Source organism: Solibacillus sp. FSL W7-1436 (genome assembly GCF_038007305.1).
Lineage (GTDB): Bacteria > Bacillota > Bacilli > Bacillales_A > Planococcaceae > Solibacillus.
In genome coordinates, this window is sequence record NZ_JBBOWV010000001.1 from 120,852 (window position 1) to 146,258 (window position 25,407).

Genomic DNA, 25,407 nt, shown 5'->3' on the forward strand with positions numbered 1-25,407 from the left:
ACAAAACAACGATTTTGAAAGTGAATATTGCCTTTCAAGATCGTTGTTCTTTTTTAATTTTATATTTCAATAATAATCGGTAAAATCATTGGTTTTTTCATTTTTAATGTAAAGATATATTGATCTACCGCGTGTTTAATCGCCTTTTTCATAGCAAAAGGATTGGCTTCATTGAAGTTTTCTACAGCTGCCTGAGCAATTTCGTTTATATCATTTATTAATGCTTCTGAATCCCTTGCATAGACGAACCCGCGTGAAATACTGTCCGGCCCTGAAATAATGGAACCATCGAATTTACTGATTGTCACAACAATAACAAGCATCCCGTCTTCGGATAGCTGCTTCCGGTCTCGCAGTACGATTTCACCGACTTCATCACTTCCCGTACCGTCCACATACGTATCCCCCGCCGGAATAGCGCGTGTTTGCCGTGCTTCCCCGCCTTTAATATCAACAATCTCACCATTTTTCAGGATAAATGTATGCCCTTTTTCAACTCCAACCGCTTCCGCCAATGAACGGTGAATATGAAGCATACGGTATTCACCATGAATCGGAATAAAATATTTGGGCTTCATGAGTGTCAGCATCATTTTTAGATCTTCCTGATAACCATGTCCAGAAACGTGCATACCAGTAATGCTTGAATTTCCGTAAACAACTTTTGCGCCAAGCTGAAACAGATTATCCACTATTTTCGAAACATCTTTTTCATTTCCCGGTATGGGAGAAGCTGCGAAAATAACCGTATCGCCTTGCACAACTTTGACATCACGATTGCGGCCGGTCGAGAGTCTTGAAAGCGCTGCTAATGGCTCCCCTTGGCTTCCTGTACATAATATTACTGCCCGTTCCGGCGGTAACTCCTTCAATTCTCTTGGTTCGATAAGCATCCAGCCCGGAATATCCAAATAGCCCAGCCGCATCGCAACAGATGTAACATTCACCATACTGCGACCTAAAAGAACAATTTTCCGGTTTGTCTTTTTTGCCGCTTCGACGATTTGATGAATACGATTCACATTGGATGCAAAGGTAGAAATGAAGATTTTTCCGGTCGCCTGTTGAAACGCCTCATCCAAATGACGTCCAATTACTTGCTCCGATGGTGTAAAACCAGGTCGTTCAGCGTTTGTACTTTCGGAAATAAGCGCAAGCACCCCTTCTGATCCGAGTGCTGCCATTTTGTGAATATCCGATGTTTGATCATTGACAGGTGTAAAATCAAATTTAAAGTCACCTGTATGGATGACTTTCCCTTCCGGAGTATGAAAAACAATCCCTAAACAGTCAGGAATGCTGTGACTTGTCTTAAAGAATGTGATAGATAATTGATCGAAACTAATTTGTGAATCTGCATTAATCTCATTTAATTCTGAATCACGGAGCAATTTATGCTCCTTTAATTTCAATTCAATTAACCCGAGTGTAAATCTAGAAGCATATATCGGTATATTAATTTTTCTCAGCAAATACGGGATACCGCCAATATGATCCTCATGTCCATGTGTTACAACCAATGCTTTGATTTTATGTTTATTTTCCTCCAAATAACTTAAATCCGGGATAATCAAATCAACACCCAATAAGCTTTGATCCGCAAATTTCCCACCACAGTCAACAATGATTAATTCCTGCCCATACTCGATGACGTACATATTTTTTCCGATTTCATTAATGCCGCCGAGTGCAAAGATGGATAGTGTATTTTCAGTATTTAGCAACTTCGAGTCCTCCTATAGGATGGATATTTTTATGTGTGCATAAAATTTTGCTTTATACAGTAGTATTTCTAATTTAAAAAGAAACTATACGAAAGCAGTTCACGATGTTTTGAAATAATTCATCGTATTTCGCCCATACTACTATTGAAAGGATTTGATAACGATGCTTAGTGAAAAACAGCTTACTAAATTAAAACGACTGCTCATCGAACAAAAAAGAGAATTAATTGGTGATGTCAATTCAAATGAAAATGAGCTAATTGCACATGCGAGTTTAAGGGATTCTACTGATGAACTTTCCACTATTGATAATCATCCCGCGGATTTGGCAACCGAATTATATGACCGTGAAAAAGATATGGCGTTAAAAGTACACAGTGATGATTTATTGGGCCAAATCGAGGCAGCTTTTGATCGGATGAATGATGGTACATATGGAGTTTGTGCAAAATGCCAAACAGAAATCCCATATGATCGGCTGCAAGCAATTCCGTATACTGCTTTTTGTATTGAGCATAGTGATGCAAAAACTCCTGCAACAGATCGTCCGGTTGAAGAACAACTGCTCCACCCGGCTGTAGACAACTCCTTTTCAAATAGGGAAAAGGATGATGAGCTTCAAGATAACGAAGACTCCTTCCAAATCGTCGCACAGTACGGGAATTCCGATACACCGGCAGATTTTGAAGGGGATTTTGATCACTACAACGATTTATATAAAGACAAAGATGATGAAGATACGTATTCCGCACTGGAAATATTGCATGTATCAAAAGAAGACTATCTTCAAGGGCAAATTTCCAAGGAGTATGCAGATGAAGCACGTAAATATGATTATTTAGAATGACCGCAATATATTCAAAAAGCCGAGAATTCCTGTGTTCTCGGCTTTGATCAATTTATTTCGCGATTTTTAAAATAGGTTTAATCGTAGTTCCTTTTTTAGAGTCTTCAAATGCTTCATTAATTTGTTCAAATTCATAAAACTTTACGAGGCGATCAAAAGGGAATTTACCATCTTTGTAATAGTTGACCAACTCCGGAATAAATACACGTGGTACCGAATCTCCTTCGATAACCCCCATCATTGTTTTCCCTTCTGCCATAATGTCGTTATGGACATCAATTGCCATCTCAGGTGTTACACCTACTATCGCACAAGTACCTAGTGGGCGTAATGCATTTAGGGATTGTTTCACAACTGGCGGCACACCTGTCGTTTCAACTGCATAGTTTGAACCGCCGTTTGTAATCTTTTTCACTTCTGCAACAACATCCACATTCCGTCCATTTAATACATGTGTCGCCCCGAGTTCCTTAGCAAATTCCAGCCGGGAGTCATGGACATCAACTGCGATTATTTGTTTGCAGCCGACTATTTTTGCTGCCATCAGTGCAGATAAACCAACAGCACCGCATCCGTAAATGACAATTGTAGAACCGAATTGTGGGCGGAGTCTATTTAATACAGTTCCGGCACCTGTCTGAATCCCACAGCCAAGTGGGCCAAGCAATGCTAGGTCGACATCTTTATCTACTTTTACAACATTTCGCTCATGAGCAATTGCGTATGTTCCGAATGAGGACTGGCCGAAGAATGTTGCTAACTCGGTACCATCTTTTGAAAGACGTGTTGTATAGTCATCCTGGACACCTCCAAAGTTGAGAGGATTAAACGTATCACATACTGTCGGGTGGCCCGTCAAACAGTTTGGACATGAACCGCAATGTGCAAATGATAAAACAACATGGTCACCCTTTTCTAAACTTGTTACGCCTTCACCCACTTCTTCCACAATCCCTGATCCTTCATGACCAAGAACTGCCGGAAGTGGAGCAATTGCCAAATCACGCGCTACCGCATCTGTATGACAAACACCAGTTGCTACAATTTTAATCAATACTTCATTTGCTTTTGGAGATGCAAGTTCCACTTCCTGCAAGACAAAATCTTTTCCTTGTGCTTCAGTTACAGCTGCTGTAATTTTCATTTCACTGTGTCTCCTTATTTGTTAATTTATTCTCACCTACCTTACTATTCCCAATCATTTTATAATTACACTTCATTATAAAAAGCGGTTCAAAAAGCAAAAAGCGTTATATCTTTATTAATGGGCACAATCAACTGTTTCTGCATTTTAATATGTGCCTGTACGTATATACCATTACGGATCCTATGTCCAAAAACTGTACATTTTTAATAAGTGAAAAGGATTTATTATTATTTTTTATAGTATATTTGTACTTGATGGTATACAGTAAAGTTAAAATTTAGAAGTGAGGGGATACTCATGTCCTGTAAAAACTGTGTCGTATCTGAATTACAGTTTGATATTTTATTAGAAGGTAAAAACAATCTAGCTATGATGGATATGATTGTCGATCACTTTAACCGTCGGAATTTAACGATTACAAAAAAGGAACAGTATGTAACAATACAAGAATCTGGTGTAAGGGAGTTTCTTGACTTCAGCAGGGATTATATGGAGCCTGAACAGATTTATTTTAGAATTGATGAGATGGATTGGAAAACTATAGCTGATATTGAAACAGTTTTGGAAATGCAATGGATTGATGATGTCATACATAGAAATGCAATTGCCAGCTATTCACAGCCTATCGTAAATAATAAAAAAGAAATTTATGCTTATGAAGTGCTTTCACGCTTTACCCGTGAAGATGGAACGCTTATATTCCCTAACGAAATTTTTACAGCAGCAAAAAGTCGTGGCCGCTTGTATGCATTGGACCGTTTATGTCGAATGGCTGCCGTAAAATACGCTGCTGTGCTTAAGAAAAAGACATTTATCAATTTCATACCTACATCGATTTATTCTCCGGAATATTGTCTGCAGTCAACGGTAAAGCTTGCTAAGCTTCTGCAAATTGACCCGAATCAATTTGTTTTTGAAGTTGTCGAATCGGAGCAGGTCGATGATATTGAGCATTTAAAATCGATCTTGAATTACTATAACGAAAAAGGCTTTCAATATGCTTTGGATGATGTAGGAGAAGGGTATAACACACTGGAAATGCTCGCTGATATGAAACCGCATTATATGAAGCTTGATATGAAGTATGTACAAGGTGTAAAAAATGATCTTGAAAAACAACTTACCGCTAAACAGTTTTTAAAGACAGCACTTGAAATTGGCGCAACACCGCTTGCTGAAGGTATTGAAACCGAGGAAGACTTTGAATGGCTGAAACAAATCGGCTATGAGCTTTTCCAGGGTTATTTATTCGGAAAACCAAGCCTCGAGCCACAGCGTTCTATTAGATAAGAAAAAGCTATATGCAGGAGTTTTTCACTACAGCATATAGCTTTTTTCATATCAATCATATATTAATTCTTCGGATCCAAATCCTCAATTGAATCAATATCCATATAAGCTGGTACAACAAAACCATTTTGTGTACCTTTTAAGTTCTCTCCTAAATCTACTATATCTTCCTTATGCTTTTTATAAAATGCATCATGTGTTGTTGGAAGTGCCGCAGAAAGAGAGGCGTCTCCCTCACCGGTAGCAATTGCCTGGAACATAATAGCTGGATCAACAGGAATTACATTTACTTCATATCCTAACTCATTAATCACTTGTTTCATGACACTACTTGATGCTAATTCAGAATCCCATGTAGTAGTAATTAACTTTAATTCTTCCCCGTCCCCTTTTGTAATACCTTCAGTCCATTCATTTACTTTATTTTCGTTATTTTGAATCCACTCCGCTGCAGCCGAATCAAAATCACTATTTGATGCTTCAAGCATTACTTGTTCTACATCTTCCGGTTCCCAATGAAATCGATCAAGAATCGTATACAAATCAGGCAAATCTTTCTCTAATCCTTTTCTTACAAGAGTATTTGTATACTCTTCCCCTCCTAAAGCCCCTTTAGGATCCTCTAGTATTTTTAAATCGTAAGCTGAAAATTTCCAATGGGGCTTCCATCCTGTCACAATAATCGGTTCTTCATTGCGAATTGCTTGATCCAAACTACCGATCATACCGGCCGTTGAACTTTCCTGTAATGTCCATCCCTCTAGATTTTCATATTGTTCTAATGCGTCATACGTTAGACCTGTTATTCCAGCACCAGGTTCAATACCAACTATTGTATAGCCGACCTCTTCACCGATACTGGCTTCTTTTTCAGTTGTATTATCACTGCTTCCTGTATCATCCCCACATGCCGCTAATAATAATGCGGCAGATATCCCTACAGTTAAACCTAAAGTTTTAAATCGTTTCAAAATATTTCATCCCCTAAAATCTGAATTTATCTACCCTCTAAAGCGACAACTTCAATTTAACTACAAGTTGTTACTCATGTCAAACTGGAGGTACTCATTAATAAAGCCCCGTAATGAAAATTTACGGGGCAAACCTTATCTATTCTTTTGGTTTTAAATCTTCAATCGAATCAATGTCTACATATGCCGGTACAACAAATCCATTTTGCGTGCCTTCAAGATTTTCACCTAAATCAACAATATCGTCTTTATGTTTGTCATAAAAGGCTTTGTGAGTTGTCGGTAACCATGGTGCAACTGTTACGTCTCCTTCACCTGTTGCGATTGACTGGAACATAATAGCCGGGTCAACCGGTGTGACTTCAGGTTCGTACCCTAATTGTTCCAGCACAACTTTTATTACACTGCTTGATGCAAATTCAGAATCCCACGGTGTAGAAATGATTTTTACTTTCTCGCCATTTCCTTGTGCTATATCTTTTGTCCATTCACTTACTTTGTCTTGATTATTTTCAACCCAATCGGCTGCCGCTACCTCAAAGTCTCCATCTTCTTGTGCATCATACATGACTTTTTCCATATCTTCCGGTTCCCAATAAAAGCGGTCAAGTACTGTATATACATCAGGCAGGTCTTGTTCCAAACCTTTTCTGGCAAGTGTTTGAATGTTTTCAGCGCCGCCTAAAATACCTTTAGGATCTTCAAGTATTTTCAAATCATAAGCCGAGAATTTCCAGTGCGGTGTCCAGCCTGTCACGATTACAGGTTCTTCATTCCGGATTGCCTTATCCAATGTACTCAGCATTCCGGCAGTTGAACTTTCCTGTAATGTCCAGCCTTCCAGATTTTCATATTGCTCCAATACTTGATGGGAAAGACCAGTCAGACCTGCACCCGGTTCAACCCCAACAACGGTATAATTCACCTGTTCCCCAATACTGGAAGACGATGCGCCTGTTGAATTTTCATTATTTTCCGTATCATCTCCGCAAGCGGCGAGTAGAAGTGCAGAAGACACCCCTAAAGTAATACCTACTGTTTTTATTTTGCTCATCTTCTCATCCCCTAAATTGAAATTTATATCTAAAAAAGTAACAACCTAATACTAACAACGAGTTGTTACTATGTCAAACAGATTCATCCAAAAAAGTAACTCTAAAGTCCGTCGTTCATACTCGTGACTGGTATTATCCAAAACACAAAAAACCTGCAGACAGAAGAAATGAATTCTTCGCCTGCAGGCATTTTTATCATTATTTTGTTATTAAACCATACTTGCCAAAACCGTCTGTACCGTCTCCAATATACTTAATAGCACTGTTTTCATCTAAAACATCAACTGCTTTTTTAGAAGATTCAAATACAACATTTACGCTATCCGGAATTGGAGCGAATTTCCAGTTACCATCTGCTGTCGGATCGATCGTCTTTTCGGCTAAAATATAATCGATAATTGCCTGACGGTTTTCATCCGGATAAATTTCAACCGCTGTCGCATTACGGACACCCGGGAATGTACCGCTTGCACGATAGTTATTCGTCGCTACGATGAATTCCTGTGTCTCATCAATTGGCTGGCCGTTATATTGCAGATTGACGATACGTGATGCTTGTTCGTTTACAACATTTCCGTCCTCATCATATTTCGCCGGTTTTGTTACATCAATTTCATATGTCACACCGTCAATAACATCATAATTGTACGAACGGTATTCAGCATTGATTAATTGCTGTTCATCTGATTTTGCTGCATCAATTTGATTGAATTGACCGGCAGACATCTCAAGCCATTCTTTCACATCCGCACCTGTTACTTTCACGATAGCAAGTGTATTATCATATAAATATAAATCTGCTACATTTTTAATTGCAAGTTCGCCTTTTGGTACAAATGTATAGTATTCAGGATCACTTCTTGTTCCTGCTTTGAATGGTGCACCCGCAGATAGTACTGGAAGATTTTCATACGCTGTACCTTTCAGCTTTTCTTTCACATAAATTGATTGTGCGTCCGTGACAATTTGAATAGAAGGATTATCCTGTACTTGCGAGAAATAACTGTGAATGTTAGCAGTCGTTGTCCCTACTGCCTGACGTACGTACTTAATTGTTCCATCATGCGCTTCTTTTACACTTTCGACAATCTCAGTGCTGACAGTGTCATTATCTTTTGCGATTTCACGTACCGCGCCAGTACCTGTTGTGACATCCCAGGCATCATCTTTTTTCTCGAGCTCCAAATCAATGACCCCTAAATGACTACCGAATTTACCTGCCATAACAATCGGCTTGCCGTTCATTGTACCTTTTTCAATATCTACATTAGTTATAGAGCTATCCACTTTACCAGGGAATACGCCATGAGCATGACCTGTAATGATTGCATCGACATCCTCAATTGTCGACAGCAAATACGATACATCCTCTTCGCCTTTTTCATGTGTAGCATCTCCCATACCTGAGTGTGAAAGTACTACGACAACATCCGCTCCTGCTTCTTTCATTTTCGGAACGACTGTTTTAACAGCTTCTACCGAATCATCGACGGTTACTTTTCCTTCTAAATTTGCTTTGTCCCATTTCAAAATTTGAGGTGGTACAATACCTGTCACCCCAATATTAATCTTCGTTTTTTCACCGTTTGAATCAACAACATCTTTTTCAATCATGACATATGGCTCATACATTAATTCCTTTGTCGCTGCATTGCGCACATTGGCATTAACATACGGGAATGGGGCATCATCTGTTACTTCATCGAGAAATTCCAAACCGTAGTTAAACTCGTGGTTACCGAATGTCGCTGCATCATAATCAAGCGCGATCATAGCAGCAATCGACGGGTGAACTTCGCCGTCTTTTAATTTCGCTACGGACTGGATATATGAGCCAAGTGGCGTTCCTTGAATTGCATCTCCATTGTCAAACAGTACTGTATTTGGGTTTTCCTCACGTGCTTTTTCGATTAGCAGAGCAGTTTTTGCCAAACCTAAACTGTTCGTTGGCGTATCTTTGTAATAATCATAGTTTAAAATATTTGTGTGAATATCTGTCGTACCTAAAATCCTCAAAGAAACCGTCGTATTTGCTTTTACAGGGCTGTATTCTTCCAAAAAGCGCTGAAGAATTTTTTGCATCTGTGCTTTTGTTACAAAATCGTTCGGGCGAATCGTGCCGTCTTCATAGCCTGTCAGTAATCCTGTTGCTACTGCTTTGGCCATTTCCTGGCGATTGCCTTGTCCAATTTTATTTGCATCTTTAAACTGATCCAATACCTTTTCAGAATATGTTTTCCCATCCTGTAATCCTCTTGCTGCAATAAGGAAAGCATGTGTGCGTGTCAGTTTTTCATTCGGTGCAAATTTCGTTGGAGTTTTCCCTTTAATCAACTTTAATTCCACCGCTTTTTCAATATACGGTTTGAGTGAATCAGGTACATCCTGGAATTTGACAGTCTGTCCAGTGCCGACCTCCACTCCCAATGCATCAATTACGGCCTTCACAAACTCTCCACGCGTCATATCTTCATTCGTAGATGCTGGTGCCGCTGAAACTGCTGACATGCCACTTGCTAAAAGTGTTAGCGTTAAGGCTGAAGCAGATAGTTTTTTCAACATTTCTTTCACTCCCATATTCTGTAGTGTATAACAGAACTATCATACTAAATTGACAGAATAGTGGAAAAGAGTATTTTGATACAAGCTATTTCTATTAAAATAGTACTTTTATTACAAATTTTAACTTAAAGCCTATTTACAGTTTCATTCACATTATTACTCTGACTGATTGCCGAAATAACAGCTACTCCATTTACTCCGGTCTGTCTTACAGTGAAGCTGTTTTCAGTGGAGATTCCGCCGATTGCTACAATCGGAAATTTTGGATACTGAGATTTTGCTTCTTCCAATAACTTCAGCCCTACCGGTGCTCTTGCATCATCTTTTGATGTAGTTTGATAAATTGGACCAATCCCCGCATAATCTGCGCCATTTGCCATGGCCAGTTCCAGTTGTTCCATTGTATGAACCGATACCCCGACGATTTTATTTTTCGCAATAGATCTGAACTTCTCCACTTCGATATCTTCCTGTCCTACATGTATCCCATCTGCATCCAATGTTAATGCAAGTTCGACATCATCATTGATAATGAATGGTACGTTGTATATTTTGCACAGCTTTTGGCATTGACTGGCAAATTGAATATATTCATCACCCTTTAAAGCATTTTTGCCTTTTTCCCTCAGCTGAAATATCGTAATTCCTGCCTGTAGCGCGTCTTCCAAAACAAGCAGCGGGTCGCGTTTACAATTGATTGTTCCCATAATAAAATATTTATTTAAATCAAAAGACATGGACATTGCACAACCCTCGCTGTTCATGATAGGCAAAATGATTTGTCGGGCCAAATCCGTGACCAATATTGAGCGGATGACGAATAGCCAGCTGCACATATTTTTTTGCTTCTATAATGGCTCCTTCTATCGACCTTCCTTTTGCCATTTCCGCCGTGATTGCTGCAGAAAATGTACATCCTGTTCCATGAGTATGTTTCGTATCCACTCGCTCGGTTTTCATTTTAAATGGTTGCTCCCCACGAATGAAAACCGTATCTGTCGCATGCTTACCATTTAAGTGACCACCCTTTATAACAACACATTCCAGTCCCAGACTTAATAGATGATGCGCCGCTAACGTTATATCATCTTCCGTTTTAATTGGATATCCAGTCAGGATTTCCGCTTCCGGAATGTTCGGTGTACAAACAGTTGCAAGCGGCAATAATTTTTCCTTAAGGGCCGTTGTTGCCTCCTGTTCCAGTAAACTGGCACCTCCTTTTGCAATCATTACCGGATCAACAATTAGCGGAATTTCTGTATCTATTAGAAGCGCGACAATTGCTTCGATAATTTCGGCACTAAACAGCATCCCAGTTTTAATTGCTTTTATGTCAAAATCATGAAGTACTGCTTTTAATTGAGCTTGGACGAAATCGGCCGTTGTCGGAAAAATCCCATGCACTCCTTCGGTATTTTGTGCTGTCAGTGCAGTAATGACCGATGTGCCAAATACACGCAGTTCCTGAAACGTTTTTAAATCTGCCTGGATGCCTGCACCGCCACCGCTATCCGAGCCTGCAATTGTACATGTAATCATCGTCGTCCTCCTTCCGCTAAATTTTCTAGTTCATTCAAGAAATTTGTGTGGAAAGTTCCCATAGCTGCTACAGAATTGGCACTTGCCTGTTTATATTCATTCAGCAGGGTTTGTAAGTCATTAAACGGTTCTTTACTGTTTGCAAGCACCCCAGCGCAAAAGGCACTCAGCAAGCAGCCGCTCCCTGTCATTCTAGTCACTTTTTCATGACCGCCCGTTACAAATCCGATTCTTTCCCCATCCGTAATAACATCTTGTTCTCCTGTAACAATTACAATAGATTGATATTTATTAGCCAACTGTTTGGCAGTCGCTGCAACATCGATATCCCCATTGCCGCTATCAACCCCTTTTGATGCCCAATCTGCTCCCGCAAGAGCCGCCAGTTCTCCAATATTGCAGCGGATCACATCAATTTTTAGAAGGTCGAGCAGTTGCTGGGCTGTTTCAGCTCGGAATTTCGTCGCCCCTACCCCTACCGGATCCAGAACGACCGGAGTTTGATGTTTATTTGCACTCAGTCCGGCTTGCTTCATCGATGCTACCGTCCGTTCGTTCAAAGTTCCCATATTTATTAGTAATGCATTTGACTGGGCAGCCATTTCTCCCGCTTCTTCTATCGCGTCCGCCATTACTGGTGAAGCCCCCACCGCCAGCAGACCATTTGCTGTAAAATTTGCGACGACATAGTTTGTAATGCAATGAACTAACGGTTGATTTTTATGAATTGCTTGCAGGCTCATTGACATACACTCCTTGTTCCCAGCTTTGCTTTGTCCAAGGCATCTCCCAGAACATCCATTCGTAATAGCAGCTTTTCTTAAAATGTTCCTGCAACACCTTCAGCTTTGCCGGTTGTTCTTTCGCATATCGATCCAGCATCTTTTTTTGTATTTCAATATTTTGAACCATTTCCTCGGATGCGTACAACGCAATCCACTGTTCATAAAGGGGGATATTGGGGCTTGCATCTTTTAGCCTTTGCCCAATTTCCTGATACAGCCATGGGCAAGGTAAAATCGCCGCAAAAGCTTCCGCTACATCTCCATTATGCACAGCATTATACATATGGCTTACATAGTTATAGGCTGCTGGGGCCGGTTCGAATAGTTCCAAATCATCCGATGTCACACCTAATTCTTTAAACGTTGTACGGTGTAACTCCAGCTCTGCATCATGAATAAATTTTGCAGTTTGCAGAAAATATTGAACATCGTCATCCGTTGTCGCTTTTGCAGCTGCAAGTGCAAGAACTTTCGTATAATGCTTCAAATAATAAGCATCCTGCAGCATATAAAACTTAAACTTTTCCAACGGTAAACTCCCATCAGCAATCCCTTGTACAAAAGGGTGATAGAAGCTGGCCTCCCAATAAAAATCCGTTTCTTTCCTTACCTTTTCACAAAATCCCATTGTTACTCCTCCTTATTGTTGGCGGAAGCACAAAAAAGACGCCTCAATATAGAGAGACGTCCCCAAAAAGTGTAAGTACCACTTTTCATTGCTCCCTACGTCCGTATTAACGGCCAGGTTCCAAGGGTCAGGTTTTAACCTTCTCAACACTATTGTGTCCCCCCGCAAATCAAATGCGTGTATATTTGCAAAAGAAAGACTCCACGTAAAAGATACGCGGAGCCAAAGTAAGTACATATGTATAGAGTGTACTTTGCTCCCTACGTCCGTATTAACGGCCAGGTTCTAAGGGTCAGGTTTTAACCTTCTCAACACTTCTGTGTCCCCCCGCAAATGCATTTAATTATCCCGAGTGTAACAAATTAATTCAAATCGGGCAAGTGAATTCAAAAAATTATGAAATTATAACTGCTACTCAGTATCAGCCAAATCTCCTTCTTAAATGGATGACAATCAAAAAAGTCAGATGAATTGTTTTTCATTTCATCTGACCGTCTATTTTGCTATTTCTTCACAACATTAAAATTAGCCCCGATAAGCTGCCAGTTTTGCGGGAATGGCAATCCTAATTTCCAATAGCCGACACCACGTAAATTCAAGCGCTTTACTAAATCGAATTTCGCCTGAATGGAACGCGCGTCCTCAAACCAGACAATATGTGAACGGCCTTGCTCATCATAGTAATTAAAGTATGGGGCCTGTGCTGTATAGTCAAATTGGATAGCCGCATTGTAGCGTTTTGCCACTTCAATTGCACGTTGAGGGCTTATTGCTTCTGCGTAGTCTCCACCTTGAACAAAAGGTAAGGTCCAATCGTAGCCATACAAATTTTGTCCCAGTAAAATTTTATTCGCCGGAATTTCTGTTAATGCATACTGTACTACTTGCTCGACTTGCGGCAGCGGAGAAACGGCCATTGGTGGACCAGCAGAATATCCCCATTCATATGTCATCAGCATAACAAAATCCACTATTTCGCCATGTGCCTTATAATCATGCCCCATAAACCATTCCCCTGGCTGATCCGCTCTCGTTTTGGGCGCCAATGCGGTAGAAACCGTATATCCTTCCGCATGCATGCGTTCGACAGCTCTTCGAAGAAAATTGTTATACGCCTCCCGCTGATCCCCTGAAATACGCTCAAAATCAAAATGGATATCCGAAATATTTCCGATACGCTTTGCTTCTGCTATGATATTGTCCAGCAGCAAATTTTGGACCGCGACACTCTGGAAAATATCCCGTGCAAGCTCAGCGCTAAACTGATAATCTTCGAGATTAGTAATCGCCATTGCTATACTTGTTTTCTCTTGTTCAGCAATCTCGGGCAAAGGATTAATAGTCGGTCCTTTTATTGAACCATCCCGACTCACCTCATAACTGAATACAGCTAAGTACGTTAAGTAAGGGTTTGCCTCACGAACTTGATCCAGCAGCACTTCATTTATTTCATTACCTCTTGGTTCTACATATGCCAAAATTTCTGCAGACCTTTTGGATGGTTCCGGTATATACAATGAGGTGCCGATCATGAGCAGTGCATCCGGACTCAGCCCGTTTGCTTGTGCGAGCGTTAAATAATTCACCTGAAAACGTTGACCAATAGACCATAAGCTATCCCCTGGCTGGACAATATAATATTGCCCTTTCAGTGGAACGACCAATGCTTGCCCGATCACTAACCGAGCGGGCTCCGGAATTTGGTTGGCTTCCACTATACTTTGAACTGTTGTTCCATAAGCCTGTGCGATTGCCCACAATGATTCTCCCGGTTGTACAACATGAATTTGAATTGTCCGTCCTCCTTTTTCTATGTACTAATTTATGAACTATATCCCGTGTTAATGCGGAAAGATAGGTTGGAAATACAGAAGTAATGACAAAAAAACAATTTTTAAACGATTTCATTTATTCATATGCGCAACCGCGTTAACTGTTTCATACTATAGTTGTGAGGTGAAAAAATGCCAAGAGTAAAATACCGGGATGCCGATATCGACTTAATCGCTCGAATGATGCGGGCCGAGGCGGAAGGCGAAGGAAAACAAGGGATGTTGTACGTAGGAAATGTAATTGTGAACCGAGCTATTGCCACATGCCTGGATTTTAATGATGTGAGAACGATTGAGCAGGTTATTTTCCAAGTACAGGGCAATAACTATTCTTTTGAGGCGGTACAAAAAGGGAACATGTTTTATCAAAGGGCCAGAGAAACAGAACGGAAATTAGCAAAACAGGTGCTGGACTATTGGAGACAACATCCAGCAAAGTATGCACTATGGTATTTCAACCCATATGGTCCTTGTCCTCCGACTTGGTACAATCAGCCATTTACAGGGCAATTTAAACAGCATTGCTTCTATGAACCGATAGGTGGTACATGTGACAGTGTTTATCAGGGCTAACTGTATTTACTGCCCACATATATAAGAAAAGCCTTGCACAAATTATGTGACAAGGTTTTTCTTACTTTAACAACTATTTATTTTTATTTGACTGCTGGTTTTTATCATGATTTGTTTTATTGTTTTTATTTTTTAATTTCGAATCGAATTCTTCCGAAAATTCCGCTGTATTATCTTCCGGATTCCGATTGTGACTTGTTGTATTCCGGTGTAATTCTTTATACGTTGAAAAAGGATTATGTGTTCGCGTATTCATCGTCTCTTTGCTGTTTTTGCTCATATTTCATCACCTCCTACTGCCTTAATGTGCTCAGCTTAGGATGTTTTATGCTTTTTTGAAGCTGACTCGATTTTTGTAATGAAAAATTGTCGGAAAGCCATATTAAGTAGGAATTCAAATTGAAAGGAGCATACTAATGGGCAGAGATGATAGTAAGAGTAAAGGAACAAATAAACAATCATTACCGCAAACACCGAAAAACATGAAAATTGCACCCAACAATGTAAAGGAAGAAATTGCAAACGAGCTAACGGAGCTTCATCAGCAAGCTCAAAAAGGAAAACGAAAAAAATATTGATATGAAAATGGCCTTCATCACAGTATGTACTGTAATGAAGGCCTGATTTACTTCAAGACAAAGGTTAGAACTGTCTCGCTTTCGCATTAATTCTCAAAATCTGGTTGTTCAAAGTTACCTCTGTTTCCCCTTTGATTTGAGATTTTTGATGCTTATCGCTCGTCCAGTTATGGTGGATCTTCTTAGATTTTGGATCTGTGAAACCCTTCTTATCCATTCGTTCCGCCTCCCTATGTTTAAAAGTGAATCAATATTAGTATGGCTGTTTTCGCTACAGTTATTCCCTACAAAGATAATAATTGATGATGCCAATCCTGACAATTTCGAATTTCTTCCGCGTATGGATTCACTGCATCCACCAATACTAAAAGTGTGAATCAGTCAATTTTCTTTGGAAAGGATGAGGAACAATGGCTAAGAAACGTTCAGGTACACCTAGCTGGAAACAAAATCACCCGATTACTTTATTATCCAACTCCGTTGAACGAACAGAACGTGCAGTAAAACAGGCAATGTCCCACCCGGAAGAGTTTGCCGTTGAACATGCATTCAATTCAATGGAGCGTACCGAAAATGCGCTTGCCAATGCATTGCAAAGACAGGAGCATTTGGATATTGTCGAGCAAAATATATCCAAACTAGATGAACTAAAGCAAAGCATCCTGGAAATTGATGAAAGTTTGAAGGATTCATAAAAGTCCCCCCGTTACATCTATGGACGTAACGGGGGGCTTTCTTTACATATAGAGTGCACTTAAAAAAATTCCTAAAGCTTCTTCATAAATTTCCCCAAATTGGCTGATTGGCAATGGATTTGTTCCTAGTCCCAGTTCGACTGTAAAACCGGGACGGCGCCAATCCTGAATAAACCAGTCTTTATACCCCGCATAGCTTTCAATTGTCTGCACCGGCTCATATCCGCTTACCCTCGCAAATTCATTGACAAGCGTTTCTGTTTCCGGTGGTTCCAATCCCATGAATCCCCAATAGATAACTTTCCCTTGTGTATGGAAGGCCAGCACGCGCGCGAAATCCCGTTCAATAGTCAGTTCCGCCATTGCGATGGATTCCGGTTCGGATAGAGGACTTTCCCCACCATAGTCCCGCGGGCCAGGTGTTTTCGGGTTTCTCTCTCTTTCCCGTTCCCATTCAGCAGGGAACTGGTCATTCAGATCAACCCCATTAATATTCGCCTTCCACCCAGAGAAATCTGTACTGCCGCTATTCCAATCGATAAGCTTATTGCGGATACTTTCATCCTCCGGAGGTCCGTTCAGCACTAAATCCACTCCGTCCGGATTTACCATAGGTACAATATTTAAATTCGTCTGATTATATAATGGCAATGTATAAATCCCTCGTATTGCACCATTGTTCGTAAGCGACAGGAGGTAGTCATTAAAAAATGTCATCACTACCGGTGTCGTAATCCACTCATTGGCATGAAAAGAAGCATTAAAATGTACACGTTTCTGCCCGTTCCCAATCGTGAGCCCCGGAATTTCTTTCTCTAATACGGAATTGCCAATCGGGTCATTAAAAATAAACGGATAGATTGCCTGCAATGACCGAATATCCTGCACCATCGTCCTATAATCGTAATCCTGTTCACCGTTCACAACTCTCCATGTTACCCGGACAGGCAGCAGCAGCCTTAGACCGACTTGAAGCACGTATGGACTGAGTACCGGATTAAGCAGAAAAAGCGCATCCATCGGCATATTGATTCTTTGTGCTATCGACCAAATCGTATCTCCACGTTGAACCGTATATGGACTTGTCACATAACCGGGAATCTGAACGGGTTGGTTTGGCATCAGTGCCTGGGCATTCAAATTCCGGTTTGAGTCAAGTATCAGCTGAAAAGGAACATTAAAAACCTGGCTGTAATACCAAAAGGAATCACCCGGTCTTACGAAAATCTCCACAAAGCCCCTCCCTCAATAAAATCTTCAATAGGAAAGTATATGAATGCGGCGGGTGATTATTAACCGGATAGAAGAAACTCACTGTTTGTTTCAAAATCCAGTACTACTCTACCTTTTTCATTGAGTATCACTTTTAAAAAAAGATTCAATCAATTTTAAATCTGTTTCTGTAGGAGAAAGTTTTTGTTTTATGGTACGACCTTCAGTATCCCATTCTATATAATGAAGAGCTATACCAAATTTATATTCTCCTTCAAATTTTAATTCTCCACTTTCATACCAGATTCTTTCGGTACCATTACTTTGTCCATGAATTAAATTTTTCACTGCTTTTAAATTGCCATTTTTATAAAACTCTATTAACTCCCCCTCTATAAAACCTTTTACATAATTTGTATAGTATATCAAGTTACCATTATCATATAATTCATAAGCTAAACCGGTAAAAGGTTTCCCATTCTCATCCTCAGGATTATCTAAAACTTCATCACTGTAAGATGTAAACCATAACTCTTCGTCAAAGTTAGTCCCATGTTCCATAACATATTCTTTACTTAATATATCAATTTGATTTTCCAATCTTTTTCACCTCTCGTGAACTTGCCAAAACTGGATGATAGTGAAGTGTAATTAAATTATTGAAATGCAAACCGCGAATCTCCATATTATTCAGTCCCCCTAACTTTGTTTTACTTTTCTAATATTTTTGACTGCTCTTTCCGTGTTCAGATAACCGTTTATATCAAAATTGAAGCTTTTAAATCTTATTTTGCAATATAGTATGACAAGCTGCTCCGGCAATACGAAAATGAGTGTATAAAATATGCCAAAAGGCAAAAAGACAAGCGTGATGGTTTCATACAAATCGGACGAACCGATTTTCACAACAAATTGGATAAGAAAAACAAATGCCGCACTGCCGATGATAGCAATTGGAATATACGATTTCGTTTCAAATTTCCCACGCATTTCCTCGTTTCTTGACCCTGCACGGTAATGACCTTTTTTTAGAAGTAAATAAAAGCGGATCCACGTAGCGAAAAACAATACACCTGCGATTGAAAGTGTAATCCAAGTTAAGTTTAAAAGAGATGCAACTGTTGCACTGTCCTGTTCCCCTAAAAGAAATAACGGGGACAGGAAGAAAAATACGGAAAAATTTTGTGTCATGATAATCGACAGGAAGTACTGAAGCTTCTCCATCTTTCTAAAAACGACAGGAATAGCGAATAGAAGAGACAATAAAATAAGGATCCCTGTAAACCACATATGGATTGTTTTAATGCTTTCGAAATTTGGATAGACTGTGTATTTACCTGCAATATTATAAGTCAGATAGAAACACAGTGCTTGCAGGAAAATGCCTAAAACAAGCACCGATGCTATTGAATTCGGACTTTGTCTACCAGACTCCAGAGGTCCCCGTAATACTGAGAAATCTTTTTCGGATAGTTTTTTTAGCATGCGTGAAAACCTCCATTTCATCTCCATACTATATAACCTTAATTATTCAGGTCAATACGGATTCGACAAAAGAGGGAGTTTATACTAAGTATTAAATTTTACATAAGTAAACAATCTCATTTATGTATCATCATTTTGAAAAAATTTATAACCTATGTCCTTTATTTTTCCAAGGAAATCAAAGTAAGTTCTTAACCAGGAATTATTTAATGGCAAATTCAGAACTCACTTCGACATCTTGATATTAGAGCCTCAAAAATTAACTTAAGGTCTATCTGGCAATCTTGCGGCTCTTAGGGAAGTTTCAACTTACCTTCTGATTACTCGACTTAAATAATGCTGAAATTAAAATACACAATATTAGCCCAATTCCTAAATACCCCATTACGACATACAACTTACTGATCAACGTTGTAAAGCCGACTAAACTAATCGCAAAGCCAACGATGCATAGCAGATTGACAGTGACCTTAAATGCAAAACGATCTGGTTTTACAATTCGGACAGCCAGTATATACAGGGTTCCTACAGCAGTACTGTAAATCATTGCCAGCAGCACGAAGGACATGATGATTCCTACAGCAGGATGAATTTGTTTTGCCAGTTCCAGTGTCGGCATTTCCACGCCTGCCACAATATCCATTTTGACAAATAAGGCAATATTAATGAGCAATATTAGCAAACCAAGAATAATGCCCCCTAAAGCACCGCCTCTTCTTGCAACCCTTCTATTTGGAGCTGTCCCCCCCATTACAATAAGCATTGCCGCACCTCCCGCAATATTGTACGAAACGTATATGACAGCACCAGAAAACCAGTGAGGCGTTGCGGAAGGCTGACTTTTTGCGATTGCATTAAGTTCACTTACCGGATAATTCATCGTAAACAATGAATAAATTAATAGGATAAAAATGATACCAAGTAAATAAGGCATGAGCGCCGCCAGCATTTTAATGATGCTCTCCGCATTAAGCATCAGTGTTACTACGACGAGCAGCGCCATTAATAAGCTGCCGACCGATGCATCCATACTGTACATCTGATTGAATGTAGAGCCCGCTCCAGCCAGCATAACAACCGCAATGCCGAACAGCACAAAGGAAATCATCTGGTCCAGTACCGGACCAAAAAAGCGGCCCCCGATAAAATGAATCCCTTCCTTATGGGAAGTCGTCTGCAAATCCGAACCAATCTGCGCAAGCGTCATCCCCAACATCGTAAAAATAATCGTTGCTGCAATACATCCAAACACACTCATTAACCCAAAGCTTGTAAAGTACTGCATAATCTCCTGTCCCGAAGCAAAACCTGCACCGACAACTAAACTGACAAATGCCCCTGCAATTTGAATACTCTTTTTCAATTCGCACCTTCTTTATATTTCTATTTATCATAGATACTTTATGTACAGGCAGGTAGAAAACATGCTTGAATATAAAAAGAAGAGAATTCAGTCTGAAAAACGACGCAATAAAAAATACCTTAACCGCTATTTTTCTAGGCGGTTAAAGTATTATAGAATGTAATATTATTTTCAATAACTAAACTTTACGCGAACAGATGCACTTACTGACATTGTTCCAGGTTCTATCGGAGTCACTGCCCGCTGGCTGCTTAACTGCATCGTCTTGTACGGAATCGGAGCAATCGTTTGTTCCTCGATTATTTCCACCGGCAATGTGTGTAATGTGACACCCATCGTTTTAGCCATAGCTGTTGCTTTCCCCACGGCATCGATCAGAGCAAACTGCAGTGCCTGCCGGTAGTAAACATCTGTATCCATTATTTTAAACTCGATAGCGGATACATGGTTTGCTCCATTTTGAATTGCCGTATCAATTACCGTACCTACTTGACCGATATCGGCTATTTTCACTGTTATAGCATTCTGTACCTCATAGCCCCTTAGTACCTGCCTTCCATCTGTGAAATCATAGTTTGGAAAGATATTGTAAAGAGACGTTTGAATCGATTCTTTTGGAATCTTTAAAGCGATCAGTGAATCTATTACACGATTCATAATAACCGCATTCTCCCGCTGAATCATGCTGACGTTTTCCCCTTGTGTCCGAACTTCGATTTGTACTTGCGCATAATCAGGCTGAGCAACGATTTCACCATTCCCTGTAACAGTCATTTCCCGTGTGCTAGGGACTGGTTGAAACATCATTTGTGGGTGATGCAAGACCTTCCACCTTTCCTTTAACTCATTTTCCTATCTTATGCGATATCCAGTTCAAATGCCGTTCTTTGCCGCATCCAGTTTTTCTAAAAACATTGTTCGCATATGTGCGTCGATCTGATAATAATCTTCCAAACACTCCGCAAGCAGAAATCGCTTTTGTTCCTTTGTAAATTGACCCGCTTTTACCAGTTGACGGACTTCCTTTAAAAACAATAGATATTCAGGGTCAATTCCTTCAATAATAGCTGCAAAATCGTCCCGCAGATTTTTGGCGAGCATCGGGCTGATACCGCTTGTCGTCACCGCGATCGTAATTTCATTTTTCTCATACATTGCCGGAAAGTGAAACGAACTATTTGCAGGATCATCGATAATATTAAGGAGTTGATTCGTGTGGCAGCTTTCTTTAACCAGTTGATTTACCGCTGTATTATTTGTTGCGGCAATGACGAGAAGTGCGCCCTGCACATCACAAGTTTGAAACGATTTTGCTTTATGCTCGATCACACCATTTTCAACAAGAGCATGCAAACGTTCTTCAAGCATTGGACTTATGACTGTAATATTCGGTTGGAAGCGTAATAACGTCTCGATCCGCTTAGCAGCTATTTTTCCGCCCCCTATTACAACCACTTTTTTGTCTCGTATGTTGACCATCATCGGAAACATCGTCAGCTTCGCACTTCGCTTAACTCATGAAATTGTCGACCATCCGTTACGGCTTCTACATAACCTTTACGAATCGTAAAATCACCGAAATGTTCACCTTCGATACGTTCTTTTGCATACTCGGAAAATATGGGAGCAAGGATATTCAAAATTTCTTCTTCACCAATATTTTCTTTGTAGATTTTGTTTAGGCGCTGTCCTTTAAAATCGCCGCCCAAGTATAAATTATATTTTCCGGGTCCTTTTCCGATAAAGCCGATTTCCCCCATTGCTGCACGTGAACAGCCGTTCGGGCATCCTGACATGCGGATTCCGATCTCGGTTTCACGCAGTCCGTTTTCCGCCAGTATTTCATCAATTTTTGTAATCAATGAAGGCAAGTAACGCTCCGCCTCTGCCATTGCCAAGCCGCATGTCGGTAATGATACACAGGCAATGGAATTCCGGCGCAGTGCCGAGTAATGTGCACCATCCGTAATGTTGTAGGCTTTTAACAGCTTATCAATGACCGATTTTTTCTGTGGTGTGACATCCGCGATTAATAGATTCTGGTTTGGTGTTAAACGGAAAACCCCTGTATGCACTTTCGCAATTTCACGCAAACCTGTTTTTAACTGATAATCCTCAAAATCTTTAATTCGCCCGTTTTGAATGAATAATGTATAATGCCACTTTCCATTTTTGCCTTTTATCCAGCCGTACTCATCTCCTGTACGATTGAATGTGTATGGTCTTGCTTCATCGAGCTTCCACCCTAATCGCTGATGCAGCTCTTCTTTAATAAAATCCAAACCTTTTGCATCGACCGTATATTTAAAGCGGGCTTTTTTACGTTCCGCCCGATTTCCGTAGTCGCGTTGGATCGTTAAAATTTTCTCCGCTGTTTCAAGCAGACGTTCTTTCGGAATATAACCGATTAATCGTCCTAATTGCGGGTATGTTTCTTTATCACCATGTGTCATACCCATCCCGCCGCCTACCGCGACATTAAAGCCCAATAGCTCATCATTTTCGACAATGGCAATAAAACCAATATCCTGAGAAAATACATCTATATCATTGCTCGGTGGAACGGCAATACCAATTTTAAATTTACGCGGTAAATACAGGGCACCGTAAACCGGTTCTATTTCTGTATCCTGTGTCCCGTCGTAAACTTTTTCCCCATCGAGCCATAGTTCATGGTATGCACGAGTACGTGGCAGTAAATGTTCACTTAACTTCGCCGACCAATTATATACTTCTTCATGAAATGCGGATTGATTCGGGTTAACATTACACATCACATTCCGGTTTACGTCACCGCATGCAGCGATACAGTCAAGCAGTACTTCATGAATTTCCTGCATATATTTTTTGACATTCCATTTTAAAATGCCATGCACCTGGAATGCCTGACGAGTCGTTAATTTCAGGGACCCATTCCCGTACTTTTCGGCCATCTCATCCATTACAAGCCACTGTTCCGGTGTTGCCGCACCTCCCGGAGTTCGGACGCGGACCATAAATTGGTAGGCTGGTTCCAGTTTTTGCCGTTCACGTTCTGTACGCAGATCCCGGTCATCCTGCAAATAGCTGCCATGAAATTTCATGAGACGATTATCATCATCCGGAATTCCTGAACTAATTGGATACTGCATTGTTTTTTCTAAAGTTCCCCGTAAATAATTACTTTCGTCTTTAATACGTTCGACATCATTCGGTTTCCCCGGCTGTGGGGGAAGTACAATTTTCTGACTCATATGCCTATCTCCTATCTCTGTTAAAATTAACGGTCATTATCTGATTTAATAAACGTCTCGCTGATAACGTTTTTTGCTTTTAAGCTCATTAAAGTACAGTGAAACTTCTTCATCCGTTTTACCGCCTTGTTCCGCAACAATTCGGCGCAATGTTTGATCCACATCATGTGCCATATATTTCTCATCACCACATACATAGATAACCGCACCATCGTTGATCCATCTATAGACTTCTGCAGCATTTTCAAGCAGTCGATGCTGTACATAAACTTTCTGCTCCATATCGCGCGAAAAGGCTACAGATAAATTCGTCAATGTCCCATCTCTAAGCCAGCGCTGCAATTCAGTCTGATACAGGAAATCTGTAACAAAATGCTGGTCACCGAAAAACAGCCATGCATTGCTTTCGATTCCTTCCTCAGCACGTTCTTCCAAAAAAGAACGATACGGCGCAATGCCTGTACCGGCACCAATCATAATAATAGGGGTTGCTGTGTCTTCAGGCAGACGGAAATTCGGGTTTTTATGAATATAAACCGGAACCTTATCCCCAATTTCAATTCGCTCTGCCACTTGCCCTGATACAACTCCTATACGCTCACGTTCATCTACTTCATAGAAAACTTTACCGATTGTTAAATGCACTTCCTCTTCATTCGCCTTTTGGCTGCTCGCAATCGAATAGAGACGTACTGGATTTTTACGGAGCTGATCAACAAATTGCTGGGCAGTCCAGTTGAAAGGACCAAATGTTTGCACAACATCCAGCAAGTCGCGACCATAAATATATTGTTTCAGCTTCACATCATCTTCCAGCAACTTTTTAAGCCCTTCATTTGTTGAAAAGGCAGCGAGCTTTTGCAGTAATGGTTTTGTCAGTACCGTAATTTCAAAATGGGAAGTGAGTGCTTCACTTAAAGTTTTAGACTGGTCTTTCACAGACACTATTTCCGATCCTTCAAAGCCAAGCGATAATAGTAATGCGGTTACCAAGTTTGCGTCGTTTTCCGGAAGAATGCCGACGCTGTCACCCGGTTCATAAGTCAAACCGGACCCCTCCAATGAAAGCTCCAAATGCTGCGTTTGCTTATTTGATCCGCGGCCATTTAAATTGATGCTTTCCAGTACTTCCGCATAAAAGGGATTATTTTTGTCGTATATGGATTCTTCAGATGTACTTGCTGCAACCGAAGACTTTTGTAATTCCGGCAGTTTGTTCGGCGTATTTTGTGCCAGCGCTTCTACGACACTTCCGATCCACACTGATGCAAGATCGTCATAATCCAAATCACAATCAAAGCGGGGTACTAGCCGCTTTCCTCCCAATTTTTCTAATTGTTCATCAAAATCAATTCCTGTTTTACAGAAAAATTCATACGAGCTGTCGCCTAGCGATAAAACTGAGAAAGAAACATCCTCCAGTTTCGGCGCACGTTTGCCATATAGGAAGCTATGGAAGGAGATGGCATTATCCGGCGGATCGCCTTCACCATGTGTACTAGTAATAATGAAAATATTTTTCTGTTTTTTCAGACTATTCACCTTGAAATCGGACATTGCAGAAAGAGCGATCTCTACCCCCTGTGACTCTAAAGCCGTTTTCAATTTACTTGCAACTCGTTGTGCGTTGCCTGTTTGTGAGCCGTATAAAATGGTTGCCTCCTGATTGACTGCCTCCAGTACTGCAACGGTTTGCCCTTGTTCTGTAACCGTTACTTCAAGCGGCTGACCGGAATCGCCAATTGTTTGAATTGCGCTTAAATAACCGTTTAACCAAACTCTTTGATAGTCCGTTAATGTTGGATAAAGCTCATTGATTAATTTTGTCTGTGCCTCGGAAAATGGGCTATTATGCAGATTTAACGTCAAAACTTTCACCTCGCGAATC

Annotated in this window: 25 protein-coding genes and 2 riboswitches; of the genes, 5 read left to right on the plus strand and 20 right to left on the minus strand. The window is 40.4% G+C overall.

Features of this window, described 5'->3' with window-relative positions:
* Nucleotides 1-59 precede the first annotated feature (59 nt).
* Nucleotides 60-1,724, minus strand: a complete 1,665-nt coding sequence (locus MKX73_RS00585) for a ribonuclease J (protein ID WP_340715857.1) — start codon at nt 1,722-1,724, stop codon at nt 60-62.
* 163 nt (nt 1,725-1,887) lie between these two features.
* Between MKX73_RS00585 and MKX73_RS00590 the strand changes: the two genes are divergently transcribed.
* A complete protein-coding gene (locus tag MKX73_RS00590; protein WP_340715858.1) occupies nt 1,888-2,571 on the plus strand; it encodes a TraR/DksA C4-type zinc finger protein in 684 nt (227 codons plus the stop codon).
* Between the two features lie 52 nt (nt 2,572-2,623).
* On the opposite strand, the gene MKX73_RS00595 is transcribed toward MKX73_RS00590, so the two are convergent.
* The gene (locus MKX73_RS00595; RefSeq protein ID WP_340715859.1) at nt 2,624-3,715 is read right to left on the minus strand and encodes an NAD(P)-dependent alcohol dehydrogenase; all 1,092 of its coding nucleotides are present in this window, start codon (nt 3,713-3,715) and stop codon (nt 2,624-2,626) included.
* Nucleotides 3,716-4,015: 300 nt separating this feature from the next.
* Here MKX73_RS00595 and MKX73_RS00600 point away from each other — a divergent pair, with 300 nt between their 5' ends.
* On the plus strand, nt 4,016-5,008 hold the full coding sequence (locus tag MKX73_RS00600) for an EAL domain-containing protein (protein ID WP_340715860.1): 993 nt from the start codon (nt 4,016-4,018) through the stop codon (nt 5,006-5,008).
* A 62-nt stretch (nt 5,009-5,070) separates the two neighbouring features.
* Here the strand turns inward: MKX73_RS00600 and MKX73_RS00605 are convergent, their stop codons facing one another.
* The 8 genes from MKX73_RS00605 to MKX73_RS00640 form a co-directional block, all read right to left on the minus strand.
* A complete protein-coding gene (locus MKX73_RS00605; protein ID WP_340715861.1) occupies nt 5,071-5,979 on the minus strand; it encodes a glycine betaine ABC transporter substrate-binding protein in 909 nt (302 codons plus the stop codon).
* Between the two features lie 139 nt (nt 5,980-6,118).
* Nucleotides 6,119-7,033 (minus strand): glycine betaine ABC transporter substrate-binding protein, encoded by a 915-nt coding sequence (locus MKX73_RS00610; RefSeq protein ID WP_340715862.1) that lies wholly within the window; start codon nt 7,031-7,033, stop codon nt 6,119-6,121.
* A gap of 199 nt (nt 7,034-7,232) precedes the next feature.
* A complete protein-coding gene (locus tag MKX73_RS00615) occupies nt 7,233-9,596 on the minus strand; it encodes a bifunctional 2',3'-cyclic-nucleotide 2'-phosphodiesterase/3'-nucleotidase (RefSeq protein ID WP_340715863.1) in 2,364 nt (787 codons plus the stop codon).
* A 125-nt stretch (nt 9,597-9,721) separates the two neighbouring features.
* Nucleotides 9,722-10,339, minus strand: coding sequence for a thiamine phosphate synthase (gene thiE, locus MKX73_RS00620; protein ID WP_340715864.1), 618 nt, complete (start codon nt 10,337-10,339; stop codon nt 9,722-9,724).
* A complete protein-coding gene (gene thiD, locus MKX73_RS00625) occupies nt 10,323-11,135 on the minus strand; it encodes a bifunctional hydroxymethylpyrimidine kinase/phosphomethylpyrimidine kinase (protein WP_340715865.1) in 813 nt (270 codons plus the stop codon). Before thiD ends, thiE begins: the two co-directional genes overlap by 17 nt.
* Nucleotides 11,132-11,878: a hydroxyethylthiazole kinase gene (gene thiM, locus MKX73_RS00630; RefSeq protein ID WP_340715866.1), complete on the minus strand. Its 747-nt coding sequence runs from the start codon at nt 11,876-11,878 to the stop codon at nt 11,132-11,134. The genes thiD and thiM overlap by 4 nt, the downstream gene beginning before the upstream one ends.
* On the minus strand, nt 11,856-12,548 hold the full coding sequence (gene tenA / locus MKX73_RS00635; RefSeq protein WP_340715867.1) for a thiaminase II: 693 nt from the start codon (nt 12,546-12,548) through the stop codon (nt 11,856-11,858). Before tenA ends, thiM begins: the two co-directional genes overlap by 23 nt.
* 75 nt (nt 12,549-12,623) lie before the next feature.
* Nucleotides 12,624-12,722, minus strand: a riboswitch (TPP riboswitch).
* Nucleotides 12,723-12,788: 66 nt separating this feature from the next.
* A riboswitch (TPP riboswitch) is annotated at nt 12,789-12,887 on the minus strand.
* Between the two features lie 164 nt (nt 12,888-13,051).
* On the minus strand, nt 13,052-14,308 hold the full coding sequence (locus tag MKX73_RS00640; RefSeq protein WP_445783299.1) for a LysM peptidoglycan-binding domain-containing protein: 1,257 nt from the start codon (nt 14,306-14,308) through the stop codon (nt 13,052-13,054).
* 204 nt (nt 14,309-14,512) lie between these two features.
* Here MKX73_RS00640 and MKX73_RS00645 point away from each other — a divergent pair, with 204 nt between their 5' ends.
* The gene (locus tag MKX73_RS00645) at nt 14,513-14,953 is read left to right on the plus strand and encodes a cell wall hydrolase (protein WP_340715868.1); all 441 of its coding nucleotides are present in this window, start codon (nt 14,513-14,515) and stop codon (nt 14,951-14,953) included.
* Between the two features lie 73 nt (nt 14,954-15,026).
* Here MKX73_RS00645 and MKX73_RS00650 read toward each other — a convergent pair whose 3' ends face one another.
* Nucleotides 15,027-15,233, minus strand: a complete 207-nt coding sequence (locus MKX73_RS00650; RefSeq protein ID WP_339172296.1) for a hypothetical protein — start codon at nt 15,231-15,233, stop codon at nt 15,027-15,029.
* A 136-nt stretch (nt 15,234-15,369) separates the two neighbouring features.
* On the opposite strand from MKX73_RS00650, the gene MKX73_RS00655 reads away from it, so the two are divergent.
* A complete protein-coding gene (locus MKX73_RS00655) occupies nt 15,370-15,531 on the plus strand; it encodes a hypothetical protein (protein ID WP_340715869.1) in 162 nt (53 codons plus the stop codon).
* A 64-nt stretch (nt 15,532-15,595) separates the two neighbouring features.
* Here the strand turns inward: MKX73_RS00655 and MKX73_RS00660 are convergent, their stop codons facing one another.
* The gene (locus tag MKX73_RS00660; RefSeq protein WP_079528172.1) at nt 15,596-15,748 is read right to left on the minus strand and encodes a YpzG family protein; all 153 of its coding nucleotides are present in this window, start codon (nt 15,746-15,748) and stop codon (nt 15,596-15,598) included.
* A 193-nt stretch (nt 15,749-15,941) separates the two neighbouring features.
* Between MKX73_RS00660 and MKX73_RS00665 the strand changes: the two genes are divergently transcribed.
* Complete coding sequence (locus MKX73_RS00665; RefSeq protein ID WP_340715870.1) at nt 15,942-16,226, plus strand: hypothetical protein; 285 nt, start codon at nt 15,942-15,944, stop codon at nt 16,224-16,226.
* A 42-nt stretch (nt 16,227-16,268) separates the two neighbouring features.
* On the opposite strand, the gene MKX73_RS00670 is transcribed toward MKX73_RS00665, so the two are convergent.
* The 8 genes from MKX73_RS00670 to MKX73_RS00705 form a co-directional block, all read right to left on the minus strand.
* Complete coding sequence (locus MKX73_RS00670; protein WP_340715871.1) at nt 16,269-17,459, minus strand: M14 family metallopeptidase; 1,191 nt, start codon at nt 17,457-17,459, stop codon at nt 16,269-16,271.
* 117 nt (nt 17,460-17,576) lie between these two features.
* Nucleotides 17,577-18,038 carry a toxin-antitoxin system YwqK family antitoxin gene (locus MKX73_RS00675; RefSeq protein ID WP_340715872.1) on the minus strand — a complete coding sequence of 154 codons (462 nt, stop codon included), beginning with the start codon at nt 18,036-18,038 and terminating at the stop codon, nt 17,577-17,579.
* 99 nt (nt 18,039-18,137) lie between these two features.
* A complete protein-coding gene (locus MKX73_RS00680; protein WP_340715873.1) occupies nt 18,138-18,923 on the minus strand; it encodes an ABC transporter ATPase in 786 nt (261 codons plus the stop codon).
* Between the two features lie 304 nt (nt 18,924-19,227).
* Nucleotides 19,228-20,286 carry a YkvI family membrane protein gene (locus tag MKX73_RS00685; RefSeq protein WP_340715874.1) on the minus strand — a complete coding sequence of 353 codons (1,059 nt, stop codon included), beginning with the start codon at nt 20,284-20,286 and terminating at the stop codon, nt 19,228-19,230.
* 171 nt (nt 20,287-20,457) lie between these two features.
* On the minus strand, nt 20,458-21,108 hold the full coding sequence (locus tag MKX73_RS00690) for an SIMPL domain-containing protein (protein ID WP_340715875.1): 651 nt from the start codon (nt 21,106-21,108) through the stop codon (nt 20,458-20,460).
* 51 nt (nt 21,109-21,159) lie between these two features.
* Nucleotides 21,160-21,777, minus strand: coding sequence for an NAD(P)-dependent oxidoreductase (locus MKX73_RS00695; protein WP_340715876.1), 618 nt, complete (start codon nt 21,775-21,777; stop codon nt 21,160-21,162).
* A gap of 2 nt (nt 21,778-21,779) precedes the next feature.
* Complete coding sequence (gene cysI, locus MKX73_RS00700) at nt 21,780-23,519, minus strand: assimilatory sulfite reductase (NADPH) hemoprotein subunit (RefSeq protein WP_340715877.1); 1,740 nt, start codon at nt 23,517-23,519, stop codon at nt 21,780-21,782.
* Nucleotides 23,520-23,564: 45 nt separating this feature from the next.
* Nucleotides 23,565-25,388 carry an assimilatory sulfite reductase (NADPH) flavoprotein subunit gene (locus MKX73_RS00705; RefSeq protein WP_340715878.1) on the minus strand — a complete coding sequence of 608 codons (1,824 nt, stop codon included), beginning with the start codon at nt 25,386-25,388 and terminating at the stop codon, nt 23,565-23,567.
* Nucleotides 25,389-25,407: the final 19 nt, after the last annotated feature.

Coding starts and splice junctions, on each gene's coding strand:
- MKX73_RS00590 (WP_340715858.1), top strand. CDS start 1,888: ATGCTTAGTGAAAAACAGCTTACTAAATTAAAACGACTGCTCATCGAA.
- MKX73_RS00595 (WP_340715859.1), bottom strand. CDS start 3,715: ATGAAAATTACAGCAGCTGTAACTGAAGCACAAGGAAAAGATTTTGTC.
- MKX73_RS00600 (WP_340715860.1), top strand. CDS start 4,016: ATGTCCTGTAAAAACTGTGTCGTATCTGAATTACAGTTTGATATTTTA.
- MKX73_RS00610 (WP_340715862.1), bottom strand. CDS start 7,033: ATGAGCAAAATAAAAACAGTAGGTATTACTTTAGGGGTGTCTTCTGCA.
- MKX73_RS00615 (WP_340715863.1), bottom strand. CDS start 9,596: ATGTTGAAAAAACTATCTGCTTCAGCCTTAACGCTAACACTTTTAGCA.
- thiE (WP_340715864.1), bottom strand. CDS start 10,339: ATGTCCATGTCTTTTGATTTAAATAAATATTTTATTATGGGAACAATC.
- thiD (WP_340715865.1), bottom strand. CDS start 11,135: ATGATTACATGTACAATTGCAGGCTCGGATAGCGGTGGCGGTGCAGGC.
- thiM (WP_340715866.1), bottom strand. CDS start 11,878: ATGAGCCTGCAAGCAATTCATAAAAATCAACCGTTAGTTCATTGCATT.
- tenA (WP_340715867.1), bottom strand. CDS start 12,548: ATGGGATTTTGTGAAAAGGTAAGGAAAGAAACGGATTTTTATTGGGAG.
- MKX73_RS00645 (WP_340715868.1), top strand. CDS start 14,513: ATGCCAAGAGTAAAATACCGGGATGCCGATATCGACTTAATCGCTCGA.
- MKX73_RS00650 (WP_339172296.1), bottom strand. CDS start 15,233: ATGAGCAAAAACAGCAAAGAGACGATGAATACGCGAACACATAATCCT.
- MKX73_RS00655 (WP_340715869.1), top strand. CDS start 15,370: ATGGGCAGAGATGATAGTAAGAGTAAAGGAACAAATAAACAATCATTA.
- MKX73_RS00660 (WP_079528172.1), bottom strand. CDS start 15,748: ATGGATAAGAAGGGTTTCACAGATCCAAAATCTAAGAAGATCCACCAT.
- MKX73_RS00665 (WP_340715870.1), top strand. CDS start 15,942: ATGGCTAAGAAACGTTCAGGTACACCTAGCTGGAAACAAAATCACCCG.
- MKX73_RS00680 (WP_340715873.1), bottom strand. CDS start 18,923: ATGCTAAAAAAACTATCCGAAAAAGATTTCTCAGTATTACGGGGACCT.
- MKX73_RS00695 (WP_340715876.1), bottom strand. CDS start 21,777: ATGTTTCCGATGATGGTCAACATACGAGACAAAAAAGTGGTTGTAATA.
- cysI (WP_340715877.1), bottom strand. CDS start 23,519: ATGAGTCAGAAAATTGTACTTCCCCCACAGCCGGGGAAACCGAATGAT.